This window comes from Francisella persica ATCC VR-331 (genome assembly GCF_001653955.1).
In the GTDB taxonomy this organism is placed as follows: domain Bacteria; phylum Pseudomonadota; class Gammaproteobacteria; order Francisellales; family Francisellaceae; genus Francisella; species Francisella persica.
The window spans coordinates 308,202-326,561 of the sequence record NZ_CP013022.1; the positions used below are offsets into that span (position 1 = coordinate 308,202).

The window sequence follows — 18,360 nt, forward strand, 5'->3', positions numbered from 1 at the left end:
TTATACTGCTCCTAATAAGTAAACAATTGAGAATACAAATATCCATACAATATCTAAGAAGTGCCAGAATAATCCTAAGTAAGTAAGCTTAGTCTTACCATAGGATTCATACCATACTTCTTAAGCTGGAATATCATACTCACAATCCATATAAGACCAATACTAACATGCAAACCATGAGTTCCTACCAATGTAAAAAATGATGATAAGAATGCGCTTGAAGACCAAGTATGACCTTCGATAGCTAACTCATAAAACTCATGTACTTCCATTAATATGAATACTAAACCTAAAAAGAAAGTAATCCATAAATACTTAATCACATGATTAATATTTTTAGAGTTACGATTAAGCATAGCTAAACCAAATGTAAAACTACTTATTAATAGTAGCATTGTTTCAACAAATATATATGGTAGGCTAAATAACTCCTGTGCACCAGGGCCACCAAAAGTGTGCTTATGAAATACTGCAAACACTGCAAATAATGTCGCAAAAAGCGCGCAATCACTCATAATATATATCCAAAAACCAAAAACATTCTTTGAACCATCATAATGATGTGCGTGATGATAGTTATGTTCTGCAGTTACTGTACTCATACTTGTAACTCCCCTTTTTGATTATATCTACCTTCAACTTCTCTAACTTCATCAGCCTTGACATAGTAGTCGATATCATAATCAAATGATCTATACAACACAGTACCAATGATACCAACAACACCTACAACAGCGAGCCACCAAATATGCCACACTGCAGCGAAACCAAACACAAAACTGAACGCTCCAATAATAACACCTACAGCTGTTTTTTTTGGCATATGTATATCTTCATATTTTTTTCACAGTACCTACTAGAGTATTATCTATATTTAGACCTTTTTGTTTGTGATCCCAATATGCATCACGTTCTTCAACTACCGGATCATGAGAAAAATTATAGAAAGGTACTGGTGAAGGTATACCCCACTCTAGCGTACGGCCATACTCCCAAACATCAGCACCAACACGATTTTGGTCTCTCTGCTTAATACTTACAATAATTTGAAGCACTTGGAAGAAAATACCTAAACCAATAATTAAAGCTCCCATCCATGCAACTATCAGTAATGATTGGTAGCCTGTAGATGTATCATAATGATACAATCTTCTTGTCATACCCATAGTACCAAAATATATAAAGGCATGAAAGCTACGAAGAAGCCCACTAGCCAACACCAGAAAGCGTATTTACCTAAGCATTCATTTAATTTGAAACCAAATATTTTCGGAAACCAGAAAGTAAGACCAGCAAAAGCACCAAATACAACACCACCTATAATCACATTATGAAAGTGTGCAATTAAAAACACACTATTATGCATTTGGAAGTCAACGCCCGGTATAGATAGTAGCACCCCTGTCATACCACCAACAGAGAAAACTATCATAAAGCCAATCAACCACATCATTGGTGTTGCAAATGTAATACAACCTTTATACATTGTAAATAGCCAGTTAAATATCTTAACGCCTGTAGGAATTGCAATAATCATTGTCATAATTCCAAAGAAGGCATTAACATTTGCACTTGCACCCATTGTAAAGAAATGATGTAACCACACAGTAAACGACAAGATAGTAATAACTATACTTGCCCAAGCCATTGTTGTATAACCAAAAAGTGGTTTCTTCGAAAAAGTTGCAACAACTTCCGAAAACACTCCAAACATAGGTAACACAAGAATATAAACTTACGGGTGACCCCAAATCCAAATTAAATTAACATACATCATTTGGTCACCACCACCTGAAACAGTAAAGAAGTGAGTACCAAAATATCTATCTAAAGTTAATAAACCTAAAGTCACAGTTAAAACTGGAAAAGCAGCAATTATAAGGATAACCGAACATAAAGAAGCCAAAGTAAAGATAGGCATCTAAGTAAAGATAGGCATCTTCATAAGAGTCATACCCTTGCAACGCATTTTGATAATAGTTACAAAGAAGTTAATACCAGTCATTAGTGAACCAATACTTGATATTTGCAGACCCCATATATAGTAGTCAGTACCTACTTGTAGGGCTATATGTCATTTCTGAGAATGGTGGATAAGCCAACCATCCAGCATGCGCAAAATCACCAACTAATAATGAAATATTTATCAGCATCGCACCGACAACAAACAACCAGAAACTCAAAGAGTTCATATACGGGAACGCAACATCTCTAGCACCAATCTGTAGAGGAATTACCCAGTTCATTAGTGCAAATATCAATGGCATCGCCACAAAGAAAATCATAATTACACCATGAGCAGTAAAAATTTGGTCAAAATGCTCAGGAATTAGATACCCAGTACTATCACCAGCTGCTAATGCTTGTTGTGTCCTCATCATCGCAGCATCAACAAAGCCACGAAACATCATAACCAACGCAACTATAGTGTACATTGTGTCTATTTTCTTATGATCGATAGTAGTAACCCATTCGCTCCATAAGTAACTCCATTTTCTAAAATATGTAATACCACCTAATAGTGCCACACCTGCAAATACGATACCAATAAACATTGACAATATGATTAATTGTTGGTTTACTGGTTCATATAGATATGGAAACACTAAATGTGGATTACTTAGTTTTCCAATTAATGCTTCTAGCATATTTGTCTCCTATTTTAAATTACTACTTATTACTAAAACTCTACATATTGTTATTCATATGCATACCCATGCTAGACATATTATTCGCCATAATCTCCTGGCTTATAATTTGGCATCATGTAGTACATAACAATATCGTTAAATAAGTTCTTATAAACATGAGAATAGTATGCTACTGGATTATTTATAGAATCTTTGACAAGATAGTTCCAGAAGTAATCCCATGTTAAAGACTGATGTTTACCATTTTTAACTTCTTTAACCCATTTATCAAAATCAGCCTGACTCGTAACTTTTGCATAAAACTGCATTTCAGCGAAACCTATACCAGTATAATTTGCTGAAAAACCTCTATACTTACCTTCATGAATTGCTATCAAATGTAATTGTGTAGTCATACCAGTCATCGCATAAATCTGTCCAGCTAACTCTGGTATAAAAAATGAGTTCATCGGTGCTGCCGAAGTTATCTTAAAGTTAACTGGACGATCCTTAGGAATCTCAATGTAGTTAACAGTAGCGATATCATACTCTGGATAAACAAACATCCACTTCCAATTTAACGCTACCACGTCTATCTCAACAGGCTTTTTGTCAGACTCTAATGGTTTATGCGGACTTAACGAATGTGTAGTTTTCCATGTAACAATTGCTAGTATAAGAATTATTATAAATGGCACACCCCAACAGATTATCTCTAGCTTATTACTATGACTCCAAGTTGGTCTGTACTCAGAGTTAGCACCATCGCGGTACTTCCAAAGCAAACCAAAGAGTCAAGATTATAACCGGTACAACTACAAAAAGCATAAGAACAATTGCAAATATAAGCAATTGTTTTTCTTGTGCTGTAATGACACCCATCGGATGCCATATACCCCCTTTACAACCAGATAAAGACATAACTCCGATTACACTAGACAATATTAGCAAGTATTTTTTCCAGTTCATTGTGAATGCATTCCCTGTAAATTTAAAACTAAAATATAACCTTAATATTTAAGAGCATACTTTACCAATCTAGTAGATTTATATAGTACAATTACATAGTAGATATCAAAAAAAACTCTCATTAAACAATGTATTATTATGTTTAAATGTAAAAAAGTATTAGTTATACTCAATCCTAACTAAATCAATTATACTACAATGTACAGCAACGAACTTAAAATAACAGTAAATATATCACTAATATACAGCTTTAGAATGATTGGTTTATTTATAATATTTCCTATTTTCAGCTTGTATATAAACTACCTAGAATATGCTACACCATTTTTAATAGGACTAGCGCTTGGAGTATACGGACTAAGCCAAGCTGTGTTACAAATTGTGCTAAGCATCCTATCAGACAAATTTGGACGTAAACCAATTATATTTGTAGGATTAATACTTTTCATAATTGGTAGTATAGTTGCTGCCTGCTCAAGCACTATATATGGCATAGTCATTGGTCGAGCAATCCAAGGAGCTGGTGCAATAGGCAGCACCTTAACTGCTCTTGTGGCTGACTCAACTAAAGAAGAAAATCGCCTCAAAGCAATGTCTTTAATAGGTATGTCGATTGGTTTCTCATTTTTAGTAGCAATGATGTTTAGCTCTATCCTAAATAGTATTATAGGTTTATCAGGAATTTTTTGGCTTACTGCAGTATTTGGTACTATAAGCATTTTCATGCTTACAAAGATACCTACACCAAAAGCACCAAGCTTCAACCATGAAGCAAAACCAGTTTTTAGACTAATCAAATATGTAATTTTCCACAAAGAATTACTTAAACTTAACTATGGCATATTCAGTCTTCATGCCATTAGTAATTCCGCCAATCTTGACAAATATTCTTAACATAGCTGCTAACTATCAATGGTTAGTATACTTACCAGTTTTAATTATCTCTTCTAGTTTAATGTTCCCTTTTGTGATGATTGCCGAAGTACAACGCAAAATGAAAAAGTATTTTATTATTGCAGTGGCACTACTAGGGATATGCCTAGTACTTTTAGTGGTTAGTTACAAACATACTTTTTTGCTAGCTATTATCCTGATATTTTTTTTGCTGCATTTACTTTTTTGGAGTCTTGTTTACCTTCATGGGTATCAAAAATAGCTCCTATTGGTAGTAAAGGTACAGCAATTGGAGTATTCTCTAGTTGTTAATTTTTTGGTATTTTATCGGTGGTATAATTGGTGGTATTGCTTATCATCACTTTGGTATTACCGGTGTGCTTATCTTCTGCACAGTTATATCAGCATTTTGGTTTATGATTAGCTTGATAATGGCTGAGCCAACTTATTTAAATTCAAAATGTTTATAAGCTAGGTACACTAGACCTAAAGAAAATCTAAATCAGATACCCCGCAAACAAAAAGGTATATAAATAATCTATTTATAGGAAAATGCTTATTTATATCAAAGTCAATAAAAAAGAATTTGATGAAAAAGATCTTATTGAAAAAATTAATTTAAAAAAATGTTAGAAAAATTAGAAGATTTATTTTCAACAAATACATTCATTTGGTCATAAGACTATTACTTTAACATTACCAACTAATATTAAATAACGTATAAAAACTCTATTAATTTGATACAAGAAAGACTGTTGAGAAAATAAATATTCTAAAATAACTGAGCTACTATTAAAAAGCATTATAACTCCATAAGTAGCTTATTTACAGATGATCAAAATTCAAAACATGTTGTTTAAATAAACTATTTTAATTGGTATGATTGTGCAACCCTTTAATATCTCAGCTAAATATATTATAATTGCTTATAATTAGACATTTTAGATTTACCCTTCTTAAGCAAAAAATATAATATTGGACAAGAATATAAAACTAAAATAGAACCAAAAACTATTCCCATCACTAAAATTGTTGCAATTTGAAATCTACTATTAGCATAATTCCCATTATCAAAAAATAGAGAAATTAATCCTATCGACATAGCTAATGTAGTTATCATAATGGCTCTAATTCTAGACTTTGAACCACTTATAATAGAGCTTATGAGACTAAACCCAGATTTTTGGCGATTATCTATTGCACTACATAATAAAACACAATGTTTTGTCATTAAACCCATTAGAGTAACCAATGATAAAATCGTATAAATATTAAAACTACCAGCTATTAAATATAATCCCCATAAACCAAAACTTATACAAACAGGCACGCTACCTAGGATTATAACAGGCATTAGGAAACTATTAAATCTAGCATACATTAACAAATAAAGACCAATTAGTGCCACTAATATAAACAAAGTGAAAAATTCTGATAACTCTATTAAAGTTTTTGTTTTTTCAGAATATGAAATACTTGAACCATCAGGTAAATTATCATTTATTTCTTCAATAAACTTAATGGCTTGGCTTAGTTCAACATTCGGTTTAGTAACTGCATGAGCATTTAGAGAAAACTGCTCGTTAAACCTAAAAATACTACTAGGAGCACTTGATTTAAAAATACTACAAACTTGTCTGAGTTGTACGTTACTTTCACCATCTTTTTGATTTTTTATACTAATTGATTCTATTTTAGACAAATCTTTTGAAGCACTATCATCTAATCTAAATACTATATCATAAACATTATTTCCTTCTTCAAAAACTTCTATTTTACGTTGATTAAGAAATATATCCAAAAGATCAGCAAAATCTTTTTCAGTTATCCCGTATTTGAATAATTTATTTTTATTACAATTGACTCCAATATCTTGGACAATTCCTGGTGCAATTGTATAAAAGTCATCAAAAGTATTCATCATTTTTTCACTAATAATAGATGGAACTATCTGTAGATTTTTGGGAGATTTGGAATTATTAATGTAAAAATCTAACTCATAAGACCCTGATGCACTTCCAGCGTTTTTATTCTGAGCAATTTTAGCAGAAACATCTCCACCAACAGAAATGTTAGCTAGCTTGTTATTTATATTATCTAGAGTTTCCTCAGATTTTGATCGATCCTGCAAAGTTAACCAAATTGTTGAAACAGGCGACTCTTCTATCATTAAAGATGATTTAATATTATGATCTGATTTTATAGTATTAAATATTTTCTGCATATATGTATGAATATATTTTAAACTTGTATTTGGTGAAAAAGTATTCTCTATAATAATCATATCTTTTTTTTCAAAAGGCTCGACTTCTATTCTCAATTTTGTTTTTGCAAAGTAGAATCCCAAAAATGTAATTACAAAAATCATGAGTATAAATAACAATGGTTTTCTTATAGCTTTTATCAAGGTTTTAAGATATAATTTAGTTATTAACTTAAATAATGTATTAATAACTTTAATTACAAAATTGTGACCAGGTCTTTTTGCTAATTTTAAAAAAAGTACTGGAGTTAAGGTAAAAGCTACTAGAAAAGATATAAGCATTGAAGATACAATAGTTAAAGCAAATTCTTGTAAAATTCTTCCTATTTCTCCCTGCATAAATATACACGGTATATATATTACAACCAATGTCAACATCAAGACTAGCACCGATACAAATAAATTTGAAATAGCTTTGCTTATACTATCAATTGCATTATTTTTTTTATTATAATAATGTTCTGCATTCTCTATAACAACTATTGAATCATCAACAACTAAGCCAATAGCTAATACCATCGCGAGCATAGTAACGTTATTAATTGTATAACCAAATAAATAAAGTGCTATAAAGCTACCTGATAAAGACACTGGTATAGCAAGTATAGCTATTGACGAGTAGCGCAAAGACCCAATCAACAAATACACTATCACTGATACTAATATAATTGCTTCTATTAAAGTATGGGTAGTATCATCAAAAGCTTTCAATACATCCTTACTCTCATCAATAATTATTTCAAACTTTATATCACTATTTATTTTAGAGTAATTTTTAATGAATTTATTTATATTTTTTGAGAAGTCTACAGGGTTAAAACCATTTTTAACAAAAAGTCCTAGCAATACTACCTTCTTTTCATTACCATAAGCAAAACTAGATTCTTCTTTGTCTTTAAACTCTATTTTAGCTATATTTTTTAGTTTAACCGCTACTCCATTACTATCAATTTCAATATTATCAAAATCTTCTACAAGATTGACAAATCTGTTAAAAGAAATATATTCAGTTTTATAGTTATTAGAAACTTTGCCACCAGAAAAATTAGAATTTGCCTGTGACAAATCAGCCATCAACTGATCAACAGAAATATCATATTTAAATATCCTATCAATTAAAGCACTAACATAAAGTGTTTTTTCTCTATTTCCAAAAATAAGAGCTTTAGAATAGCCATCTACATATTTTAATTTTTGTTTTATATTAACAATCTCAGAATTTGATATCTCTTTACCATTACAAGAGTATATAGAGACATACATGATGGGCTTAGATAAAAAACTATCAGTTGAAACTATAGGCTCTTTAGTACCCTCAGGTAAGATATTCTTATTCTTAGAAATTAAATCCCTAACCTCATTGACTGAGTTCTGGATAGCTTTACCAGATTTAATATTTAATTCTATTTTACTTTCACCAATTTCACTAAATGAACTAATTGATTCAAGACCGTCTACGGTAGATAAAATTTCCTCTATTGGTTTTGTTATTTGTTTTTCAATAAGCTGAGCTTTTACTCCAGGATTATTAATTGTCACATATATACTTGACACTGGTAATTCAGGGATTAATTTAATCTTTAACTTCGAATAACAATATATACCAAGCAAACATATAATTAGATTAATTACAATGAAAACACTACCATGTTGTATTGAAATTTTCATAATTTTTCTAAACTTACTTTAGCACTTGGATATAATCTTCTACTACTAGCAACAATAACTTTATCATTTTTACCTAGCGAGGATGATATTTGTAAATAATCATTGTAAGACTTATTTACTTTTACAAAAACTTTTTCTGCTTTACCATTATTATATTTATAAACAAAATATTGATCATCATCCATAAATACAGATTGTTTAGGTACTAACATCATTTTATTTTCATCTAAAAAAAATACTCTGATCTTGACAAATAAACCAGGAAGTAATTCTCTATCAGAGTTAGGTACCACACCTTCAATGTGCACTGAATGGCTACCATCTTTCGAGATTTCAGAAGATTCAAAAACGTCTACATTAATAAATTTATCTATAGACTGAACATATGCTTCAATAATAGCTTCTTTACTATTTTTAAATTTTCTATAATCATCCTCTTCCATATCAAAAGAAATTCTAATTTTGTCAATATTATCTATAGTAGCAATCTTATCTTTAGTAGCTATATACTCGCCTTCAGATACCGATTTAGATTCTACTATACCATTAGTAGGCGACAATATATAACTTTTTTCTTTTTCATCTAACAGTTCATAATATTTTTGTTTATTATTCAAATAATCTAATCTAAACTTACTATATTCAAGATGGCTAGCAGCACCTTTATCTACTAACTTTCTCATTGCTTCAGCTTGTTTATATTTAGTTTCATATATTTCTTTTTGTATTTCTATTTTAGAATCAACTAATTCTGTATCAAAAGATAACAATAAATCTCCTTTCTTCACAAAAGTCCCGAGGGAAAAAGTAATATTTTGAGCTACTCCTGATGATTTAGCTTTTATAGTAAACACCTCATAAGCACTAGTTTTTCCAAATAAATCTAATTCATGATATGAGTCTTGTTCTTTAATACTCTCAACTTCAACAACTATCGGTAATTTATTTTTAGAATTTTCTCTCCCTTTTATAGCTGTAACATGATCTGACTTTTTAATGTAAAAAAATACAGATGCTAGAATAATTACACCAATAAAAATAATACTACTTTTCTTTCCCATATTTAAACTTAATATTTTTTTAATTCATTACTTAATTTTTTTACTGGAGTAACCGAAGAAATCTTCTCACCATATCGTATATTTTGATCGCTTTGCCAATCCCTAATAGGTTTACATATATTGTTTTCTAAGGAGACCTTACCTTGCTTAGGTTTCGTTGTGTAACCAAATTTATCAGCATCCCCAAATAACTCAGCTAGACCAAAGCTTTTTGTATTCTGATTTCCTGACATATTTAATGTTTTCAAACTACTTTTATAATCATTTTTTTGTAAATTTTTATGTAATGAGTCTAAGGTTTTTAACTTACTATTTATAGAGCTTGGCTTGCTATCTCCTATACCTAACAATTGTGCTTTTCCATAATTATCTCTAAGTTTATTTAGTTGCCTTCTCGCTTCTTCGATAATTTGTTCTTTTTGTTTCATCTCAGCTTCTATCTTAGCTAACAGCTTTGCTTCTCTTGCAACAATACCTTTTTTAGAATTTACCTCTTGCTCCTTCCTAGTTAATTTCTTAAATTCACCATCAACAATACCTTTTTTAAAATTTACTTCTTGTTCTTTCCTAGTTAATTTCTTAAATTCACCATCAACAATACCTTTTTTAAAATTTACTTCTTGTTCTTTCTTAGTTAATTTCTTAAATTCACCATCAACAATACCTTTTTTAAAATTTACTTCTTGTTCTTTCTTAGTTAATTTCTTAAATTCACCATTAACAATACTTTTTTTAAAGTTTACTTCTTGTTCTTTCTTAGTTAATTTCTTAAATTCACCATCAACAATACCTTTTTTAGAATTTACTTCTTGTTCTTTCCTAATTAACTGTTTTACCCCTCTCTCAATAGCTTCTCTTCTCAACTTTATTTCAGTTTCATGCTTAGCTAATTGCCTTGACTCTTTTTCAATAATCTCTTTTCTTAATTTTATATCAATTTCCTGTTTAGCTAACTTTTTATCTATTTTTTCTAAATTTTCTTTCTCGTTTACAGCCTTCTTACTTGAATTTCCTTTTGGATCATTGGATCTCTTCTCTAAATCAGCTAAATGAGCCTTTAATTCAGATGATTCATTATTAAGTTTATCTAACTGGTATTGCAATTCATAATGCTGACTACGTAATTCCTTATATTCTTCTAGTTGATTCTCTAAATTAGATCTCTCTTCTTGAAGATCAGTCAATTCATCTTGTAATCCTTGTGAATTAGCATTAGATTTTTCCAATTCATCTTTAATTCGCTTAACTTCTAATTCTGAATTACCTAACTTCTCTTCTAATTCTTTTGACTGATCATTAGCCATAGCTAACTGCTCTTGTAATCCTTGTGAATTAGCATTAGAAGCTCTTAGCTCTTGCTCTAACTCAGTCAATTTAGTATTAGCATCTTTTAGCTTCTCTTCTAATTCTTTTGACTGATCATTAGCCATAGCTAACTGCTCTTGTAATCCTTGTGAATTAGCATTAGAAGCTCTTAGCTCTTGCTCTAACTCAGTCAATTTAGTATTAGCATCTTTTAGCTTCTCTTCTAATTCTTTTGACTGATCATTAGCCATAGCTAACTGCTCTTGTAATCCTTGTGAATTAGCATTAGAAGCTCTTAGCTCTTGCTCTAACTCAGTCAATTTAGTATTAGCATCTTTTAGCTTCTCTTCTAATTCTTTTGACTGATCATTAGCCATAGCTAACTGCTCTTGTAATCCTTGTGAATTAGCATTAGAAGCTCTTAGCTCTTGCTCTAACTCAGTCAATTTAGTATTAGCATCTTTTAGCTTCTCTTCTAATTCTTTTGACTGATCATTAGCCATAGCTAACTGCTCTTGTAATCCTTGTGAATTAGCATTAGATTTTTCCAATTCATCTTTAATTCGCTTAACTTCTAATTCTGAATTACCTAACTTCTCTTCTAATTCTTTTGACTGATCATTAGCCATAGCTAACTGCTCTTGTAATCCTTGTGAATTAGCATTAGAAGCTCTTAGCTCTTGCTCTAACTCAGTCAATTTAGTATTAGCATCTTTTAGCTTCTCTTCTAATTCTTTTGACTGATCATTAGCCATAGCTAACTGCTCTTGTAATCCTTGTGAATTAGCATTAGATTTTTCCAATTCATCTTTAATTCGCTTAACTTCTAATTCTGAATTACCTAACTTCTCTTCTAATTCTTTTGACTGATCATTAGCCATAGCTAACTGCTCTTGTAATCCTTGTGAATTAGCATTAGAAGCTCTTAGCTCTTGCTCTAACTCAGTCAATTTAGTATTAGCATCTTTTAGCTTCTCTTCTAATTCTTTTGACTGATCATTAGCCATAGCTAACTGCTCTTGTAATCCTTGTGAATTAGCATTAGAAGCTCTTAGCTCTTGCTCTAACTCAGTCAATTTAGTATTAGCATCTTTTAGCTTCTCTTCTAATTCTTTTGACTGATCATTAGCCATAGCTAACTGCTCTTGTAATCCTTGTGAATTAGCATTAGATTTTTCCAATTCATCTTTAATTCGCTTAACTTCTAATTCTGAATTACCTAACTTCTCTTCTAATTCTTTTGACTGATCATTAGCCATAGCTAACTGCTCTTGTAATCCTTGTGAATTAGCATTAGAAGCTCTTAGCTCTTGCTCTAACTCAGTCAATTTAGTATTAGCATCTTTTAGCTTCTCTTCTAATTCTTTTGACTGATCATTAGCCATAGCTAACTGCTCTTGTAATCCTTGTGAATTAGCATTAGATTTTTCCAATTCATCTTTAATTCGCTTAACTTCTAATTCTGAATTACCTAACTTCTCTTCTAATTCTTTTGACTGATCATTAGCCATAGCTAACTGCTCTTGTAATCCTTGTGAATTAGCATTAGAAGCTCTTAGCTCTTGCTCTAACTCAGTCAATTTAGTATTAGCATCTTTTAGCTTCTCTTCTAATTCTTTTGACTGATCATTAGCCATAGCTAACTGCTCTTGTAATCCTTGTGAATTAGCATTAGATTTTTCCAATTCATCTTTAATTCGCTTAACTTCTAATTCTGAATTACCTAACTTCTCTTCTAATTCTTTTGACTGATCATTAGCCATAGCTAACTGCTCTTGTAATCCTTGTGAATTAGCATTAGAAGCTCTTAGCTCTTGCTCTAACTCAGTCAATTTAGTATTAGCATCTTTTAGCTTCTCTTCTAATTCTTTTGACTGATCATTAGCCATAGCTAACTGCTCTTGTAATCCTTGTGAATTAGCATTAGAAGCTCTTAGCTCTTGCTCTAACTCAGTCAATTTAGTATTAGCATCTTTTAGCTTCTCTTCTAATTCTTTTGACTGATCATTAGCCATAGCTAACTGCTCTTGTAATCCTTGTGAATTAGCATTAGAAGCTCTTAGCTCTTGCTCTAACTCAGTCAATTTAGTATTAGCATCTTTTAGCTTCTCTTCTAATTCTTTTGACTGATCATTAGCCATAGCTAACTGCTCTTGTAATCCTTGTGAATTAGCATTAGATTTTTCCAATTCATCTTTAATTCGCTTAACTTCTAATTCTGAATTACCTAACTTCTCTTCTAATTCTTTTGACTGATCATTAGCCATAGCTAACTGCTCTTGTAATCCTTGTGAATTAGCATTAGAAGCTCTTAGCTCTTGCTCTAACTCAGTCAATTTAGTATTAGCATCTTTTAGCTTCTCTTCTAATTCTTTTGACTGATCATTAGCCATAGCTAACTGCTCTTGTAATCCTTGTGAATTAGCATTAGAAGCTCTTAGCTCTTGCTCTAACTCAGTCAATTTAGTATTAGCATCTTTTAGCTTCTCTTCTAATTCTTTTGACTGATCATTAGCCATAGCTAACTGCTCTTGTAATCCTTGTGAATTAGCATTAGATTTTTCCAATTCATCTTTAATTCGCTTAACTTCTAATTCTGAATTACCTAACTTCTCTTCTAATTCTTTTGACTGATCATTAGCCATAGCTAACTGCTCTTGTAATCCTTGTGAATTAGCATTAGATTTTTCCAATTCATCTTTAATTCGCTTAACTTCTAATTCTGAATTACCTAACTTCTCTTCTAATTCTTTTGACTGATCATTAGCCATAGCTAACTGCTCTTGTAATCCTTGTGAATTAGCATTAGAAGCTCTTAGCTCTTGCTCTAATCTACCTTTATCTTGATTAACTTTTACTAAATCAATTTGAGCTCTCTCAACTTCTTTTTCTTTAGATTTTAACTGCTCATTTAACTTAGTCGATTCCTTAGCTGCTTCATCCAAACCTCCAGAACCTCCAGAACCTCCAGAACCTCCAGAACCTCCAGAACCTCCAGAACCTCCAGAACCTCCAGAACCTCCAGAACCTCCAGAACCTCCAGAACCTCCAGAACCTCCAGAACCTCCAGAACCTCCAGAACCTCCAGAACCTCCAGAACCTCCAGAACCTCCAGAACTTCCAGAACTTCCAGAACTTCCAGAACTTCCAGAACTTCCAGAACCTCCAGAACTTCTAGAAAAGCTAGCTTTTACTGAACTTTGAAGTTGTTGAGAATTACTATCTAAAATATTATCACTAGAACTATCGGTTGAGTCTCGCACATAATCCTTAGTTTCAAAACTATCATGCCCATTTTCATATTCCTTATATTGTGCTAAAATTTTTTCTAGATAACTTTTATTTGCTTTTAATTTATTAATTTTTGCTCCTTTATATGTATTGTCTTTAATTAAATCTGAAACATTATATTCCTTGGAAAAAATTTCACCAAAACATAATAGGAAAATAAATATAAGAAAACTTCTTTTCATTTAAAACTTAACTTAAATAAAAAATTAAATTTATAGCGCATAATAACATAAACTAATATAAATCTAAAGCGTATTATTCAAACAATATTAATCTACACATTTTAGTACACTAACGGTCTTTTATTTATCAATGCTTTCAGCAGAATTTATTTTTTTGATTTATGTAATTAATGTGTTATAATTTGAACTGCACAATTTAAAGGTGAGAAATAAGTAACTACAACTAAGATCAACCTTTTTTCTCCCAACTTTATTTTTAGAAAAATTTAATAACGTTTAGTTACTCGTGTATAAGGAGAAATAAATATGTTACCAACACTCATGTCTGTTGACTTAGCAAGATTGCAGTTTGGTTTAACAGCATCATTTCACTTCTTATTTGTTCCGCTAACTTTAGGTCTGACGTGGATCATTTTCACAATGGAGCTAATGTACATAAGAACAGGTAAAGAAGTTTATAAAGATATGGTGAAGTTTTGGGGTAAATTACTCGGAATAAACTTCGCTTTAGGTATTATTACCGGTCTAACCATGGAATTTGAATTTGGGACTAACTGGTCATATTATTCTCAATCAGTAGGTGACATTTTTGGTACGCCTTTAGCTATTGAAGGCTTAGCAGCATTTATGCTTGAATCTACATTTGCTGGCTTATTTTTCTTTGGTTGGGATAAGCTTACAAAAAAACAACATTTACTATCAACATTTTGTCTAGCAATTGGTTCAAGTTTTTCAGCTTTACTAATCTTAGTCGCAAATGGCTACATGCAGCATCCCGTAGGATCTGAATTTGTTGCTACGACTATGAGAATGGAGACAGTTAGCTTATTAGATCTATTCCTTAACCATACAGCTCAAACAAACTTTGGTCATGTTATGACTGCTGGATACACTACCGCAGCTATCTTTGTAATAGGTATAAGTGCATTTTACTTGATTAGGGGTCGCGATGTAGAATTTGCTAAGAGATCTATTGCTATCGGTTTAGGTTTTGGCTTAATTACATGTTTAGTTGCGATTATTTTCGGTGATGCAAACGGTGTTGATGCTTTTAGAGTACAACCACTAAAAATGGCAGCTATCGAAGCAGAATGGGATACATCTAAAGCTCCAGCAGCCTTTAGTGCCGTGGCACTACCAAGTCAAAAAAATCAAAAAAATAATTTTGATGTCCCTATCCCAGCTGTATTAGGTGTGATCGCAACTCACTCAACAGACACAGAAATTCCAGGAATCAAAGCTATACTTTATGGTAAAAAGACAGCTAATGGTCAAAGAGACCCAAATCTTGCATACTACAGAGACATCAAAACAGGACAAACTGCTGATGTTTCACCTCAAGCTGCAGCTGCAAACCCAAGCAAATATGAAAAAGTACCTTCTGCTTTAGTAATGATCAAAGAAGGTGGTCTTGCATATGCAGATCTTCTAAAATGGCGTGAGACAGGTCATAGCGGTGATACTCCTGACAGTAGCTACACTAACTACAACAACCCTACTTATCAGAAATATATAGGCTTTGGTAAAATGTTAGTACAAGCTGCTCAAGAAAAATATGGTGTAGCTGACTCAGCAACAATTACTAAAGTTGCAAATGATCCAGAATTAGTAAGAGCTGTTGCTACTAATATGGTTCCAGATGTTGCTAGTGTTTTCTGGAGCTTTAGAATAATGGTATTCATAGGTTTCTTTATGTTTACCTTAATAGTTGTTGGACTAATTCTACTTGCTAGAAATGCTCTTACTAATAACGCATTCAGTAGATTTATTCTAAGAGTAATGATTTGGTCAATACCATTACCTTATATTGCGTGCATTGCTGGTTGGTATGTAACTGAGCATGGCCGTCAGCCTTGGACTGTTTATGATCAATTACCTACAAGTATTAGTTCTTCAGCATTAACTGCTGCGGACGTCGGAACATCAATGGCGATATTCTTCCTAATAGATACTGCGCTATTTGCTGTGATGGTGTTTTTAATGTTCAAATATGCAAAACTTGGTCCTAGCTCTTTAGGTACTGGTAAATACCATTTTGAACAAAACAATATAAATAGTAAATAAGGAGAGATAAATGTTATTGAATGCGTTACAAATTATCTCTTGGCTAGTTGTAGGAGTGCTAATATTTTTGGTAGCGGCTACAGTTGGCTTTGATTTTGGTGTAGGTATTCTTGCGAAATTCGTTGGCAAAGACGACTATGAGAAAAGAGCCATTATAAATACTATAGGGCCTACATGGGATGGTAGCCAAGTTTGGTTTATCACCGCTGGTGGTGCTATATTTGCTATATGGCCTCAAGTATATGCCACTAGCTTCTCGGGATTATATATTGCAATTTTAATAGTACTATGGGGACTTTTCCTTAGACCTCCTGCTTTTGAGTATAGAAAGAAAATAGACAATCATAAATGGCGTAAATTCTGGGATTGGATGCTTGTACTTGGAAGTATAATCCCTATAGTTGTGATGGGTGTAGCTGTTGGTAATCTTTATTTAGGTTTCCCAATCTCTTATGATGATACTGCCAGACTAATTTATGGGACAGTAACAAATGGCAAATATCAGTCGATGTGGATCACATTACTACATTTACTAACACCATTTTCACTATTATTTGGTATATTTGCACTAAATATGGCGTTAATGCATGGATCTGCTTATGCTAAGCTTAGAACTAGTGGCGTTTTACGTGGTAGATTTAGAAAGATTACTAATGTAACAACAACTGTATATATAGTTTTATTTATAATTGCTGCAATTTGGATATCTTTTATACCTGGCTATCAGTTTACTCCAGATGCTGGCTTAGCTCATCTATCAGATGCTTTAAACCATGCTTTTACAGCTGGTAAAGTAACTACTGATCATTCATGGTACTATAACTTCAACAATTCGCATATATGGATGTGGTTTGCACCTATACTAGCTTTTGTTGGAGCTATATTTGTCATTATATTTAACAATCAAGACAGAGATGGTGCTGCATTCTTAGCTAGTATGGCCTCTTTACTTGGTGCGGTACTAACTGTTGGCTTTACTTTATTCCCTTTTATCATGGTTTCTAATATTGGTGACCATATGTATAGCCTAACAGTCTACAACGCAAGTAGTAGCCAAACATCACTGATAGGTATATTATGTGCATCAGCTATTATTCTTCCAATCATATTTAGCTATACTTTCTTTGTCTATAAAAAAATATGGGCTAATGGGCGAAGAATATCAGCCGAAGAAGTTAAAGCTAACTCACATGAAATGTACTAGATAAGGAGAAAACTATATGTATTATTTAGCGTGGATTATATCAGCTGGTCTAGCAGTTACAGTAGGTTGTTTTGTAGCTACTATGTTAGAAAAAAAAGAAGATCAATCTCAATAAAAATTTATCTAAGTTATTCTATTTTCTGCTCTTTGATATAAAATCTTATCAGCAAAAACCATAATTTTAAAAATCATGAAAAAATTCATATTCGCATTTACAGCTACTATGGGAGTTATGGTTCCAAATACATATGCTGATATTATTTGTAGAAACAGTTGCGATTATGCACCATTTTCTACAATCCCAAAGGTAACAAATATTCTGGTAAAGATATCAAATTCATAGAAGCTTTTGTAAAAAGCAAAAAAAGAACGTGGCAAGTTTATTAAAACTTCTTGGGTAACATTTAAAAATAATGTTTTTTTTTGGAGGAGAATGACCATAACCCCTAAGCATCAAAAAGAATTTGTCTTACCACGCCCACTAATGTTATTTAATAAAGCTACTATGGCTGCTTGTAAAAAGTTAAATAAGTATCAAACTAGTGATATTGATAATCCAAAAATATTGGTTATCAAAAATAGAGGTGGTACAAATCAGATATTTGTACTACAAAAATTTTAAAATGCTAAACTGCTAATAATAAGTAATAATAACCAAGCTATAAACTCTCTATCATAAAAGGTATTTATATATACACCCAAATATTATGTTTACAGATACTTTAGTATGGCCTATTAACACTCTAAGAACCCTAAATTCTGTAAAATAGCTGTAAAATGATAATCAATACTACAAAACTTTTATATTTAAAATACACTTATATTTAAA

At 31.7% G+C, this 18,360-nt stretch carries 7 protein-coding genes and 4 pseudogenes; 5 read left to right on the top strand and 6 right to left on the bottom strand.

Annotated elements, in window-relative coordinates; all coding sequences use genetic code 11:
* From cyoC to cyoA, 3 pseudogenes are all read right to left on the bottom strand, one after another.
* Window positions 1-602 (bottom strand): annotated as a pseudogene (cyoC, locus tag FSC845_RS01630) (cytochrome o ubiquinol oxidase subunit III).
* A pseudogene (cyoB, locus tag FSC845_RS01635) lies at window positions 599-2,648 on the bottom strand (cytochrome o ubiquinol oxidase subunit I). The pseudogenes cyoC and cyoB overlap by 4 nt, the downstream one beginning before the upstream one ends.
* Window positions 2,649-2,688: 40 nt before the next feature.
* A pseudogene (gene cyoA / locus FSC845_RS01640) lies at window positions 2,689-3,599 on the bottom strand (ubiquinol oxidase subunit II).
* A 198-nt stretch (window positions 3,600-3,797) separates the two neighbouring features.
* On the opposite strand from cyoA, the pseudogene FSC845_RS01645 reads away from it, so the two are divergent.
* Window positions 3,798-5,126: pseudogene (locus FSC845_RS01645) on the top strand (MFS transporter).
* A gap of 283 nt (window positions 5,127-5,409) precedes the next feature.
* Here FSC845_RS01645 and FSC845_RS01650 read toward each other — a convergent pair.
* Genes FSC845_RS01650 through FSC845_RS07715 form a run of 3 tightly spaced genes read right to left on the bottom strand, consistent with a single transcriptional unit; the run spans window position 5,410 to window position 14,263 of the window.
* The gene (locus FSC845_RS01650) at window positions 5,410-8,424 is read right to left on the bottom strand and encodes an efflux RND transporter permease subunit (RefSeq protein WP_064461491.1); all 3,015 of its coding nucleotides are present in this window, start codon (window positions 8,422-8,424) and stop codon (window positions 5,410-5,412) included.
* Entirely contained in the window at window positions 8,421-9,485 is a 1,065-nt protein-coding gene (locus tag FSC845_RS01655; protein ID WP_064461492.1) for an efflux RND transporter periplasmic adaptor subunit, read from the bottom strand. Before FSC845_RS01655 ends, FSC845_RS01650 begins: the two co-directional genes overlap by 4 nt.
* Window positions 9,486-9,493: 8 nt before the next feature.
* The gene (locus FSC845_RS07715) at window positions 9,494-14,263 is read right to left on the bottom strand and encodes a hypothetical protein (protein WP_068594342.1); all 4,770 of its coding nucleotides are present in this window, start codon (window positions 14,261-14,263) and stop codon (window positions 9,494-9,496) included.
* 306 nt (window positions 14,264-14,569) lie between these two features.
* On the opposite strand from FSC845_RS07715, the gene FSC845_RS01665 reads away from it, so the two are divergent.
* The 4 genes from FSC845_RS01665 to FSC845_RS08485 all read left to right on the top strand — a co-directional run bounded on the left by FSC845_RS01665 (window position 14,570) and on the right by FSC845_RS08485 (window position 18,153).
* The gene (locus FSC845_RS01665) at window positions 14,570-16,327 is read left to right on the top strand and encodes a cytochrome ubiquinol oxidase subunit I (protein WP_064461495.1); all 1,758 of its coding nucleotides are present in this window, start codon (window positions 14,570-14,572) and stop codon (window positions 16,325-16,327) included.
* A gap of 10 nt (window positions 16,328-16,337) precedes the next feature.
* Window positions 16,338-17,531, top strand: a complete 1,194-nt coding sequence (gene cydB, locus FSC845_RS01670) for a cytochrome d ubiquinol oxidase subunit II (RefSeq protein ID WP_064461496.1) — start codon at window positions 16,338-16,340, stop codon at window positions 17,529-17,531.
* Window positions 17,532-17,547: 16 nt separating this feature from the next.
* Complete coding sequence (locus tag FSC845_RS01675) at window positions 17,548-17,646, top strand: CydX/CbdX family cytochrome bd oxidase small subunit (RefSeq protein WP_068594344.1); 99 nt, start codon at window positions 17,548-17,550, stop codon at window positions 17,644-17,646.
* 318 nt (window positions 17,647-17,964) lie between these two features.
* Complete coding sequence (locus tag FSC845_RS08485; RefSeq protein WP_227806617.1) at window positions 17,965-18,153, top strand: type 2 periplasmic-binding domain-containing protein; 189 nt, start codon at window positions 17,965-17,967, stop codon at window positions 18,151-18,153.
* Window positions 18,154-18,360: the final 207 nt, after the last annotated feature.

Bases quoted from the DNA above. Each gene is read 5' to 3' on its own strand.
- FSC845_RS01650 (WP_064461491.1), bottom strand. From the start codon at position 8,424: ATGAAAATTTCAATACAACATGGTAGTGTTTTCATTGTAATTAATCTA.
- FSC845_RS01655 (WP_064461492.1), bottom strand. From the start codon at position 9,485: ATGGGAAAGAAAAGTAGTATTATTTTTATTGGTGTAATTATTCTAGCA.
- FSC845_RS07715 (WP_068594342.1), bottom strand. From the start codon at position 14,263: ATGAAAAGAAGTTTTCTTATATTTATTTTCCTATTATGTTTTGGTGAA.
- FSC845_RS01665 (WP_064461495.1), top strand. From the start codon at position 14,570: ATGTTACCAACACTCATGTCTGTTGACTTAGCAAGATTGCAGTTTGGT.
- cydB (WP_064461496.1), top strand. From the start codon at position 16,338: ATGTTATTGAATGCGTTACAAATTATCTCTTGGCTAGTTGTAGGAGTG.
- FSC845_RS01675 (WP_068594344.1), top strand. From the start codon at position 17,548: ATGTATTATTTAGCGTGGATTATATCAGCTGGTCTAGCAGTTACAGTA.
- FSC845_RS08485 (WP_227806617.1), top strand. From the start codon at position 17,965: ATGACCATAACCCCTAAGCATCAAAAAGAATTTGTCTTACCACGCCCA.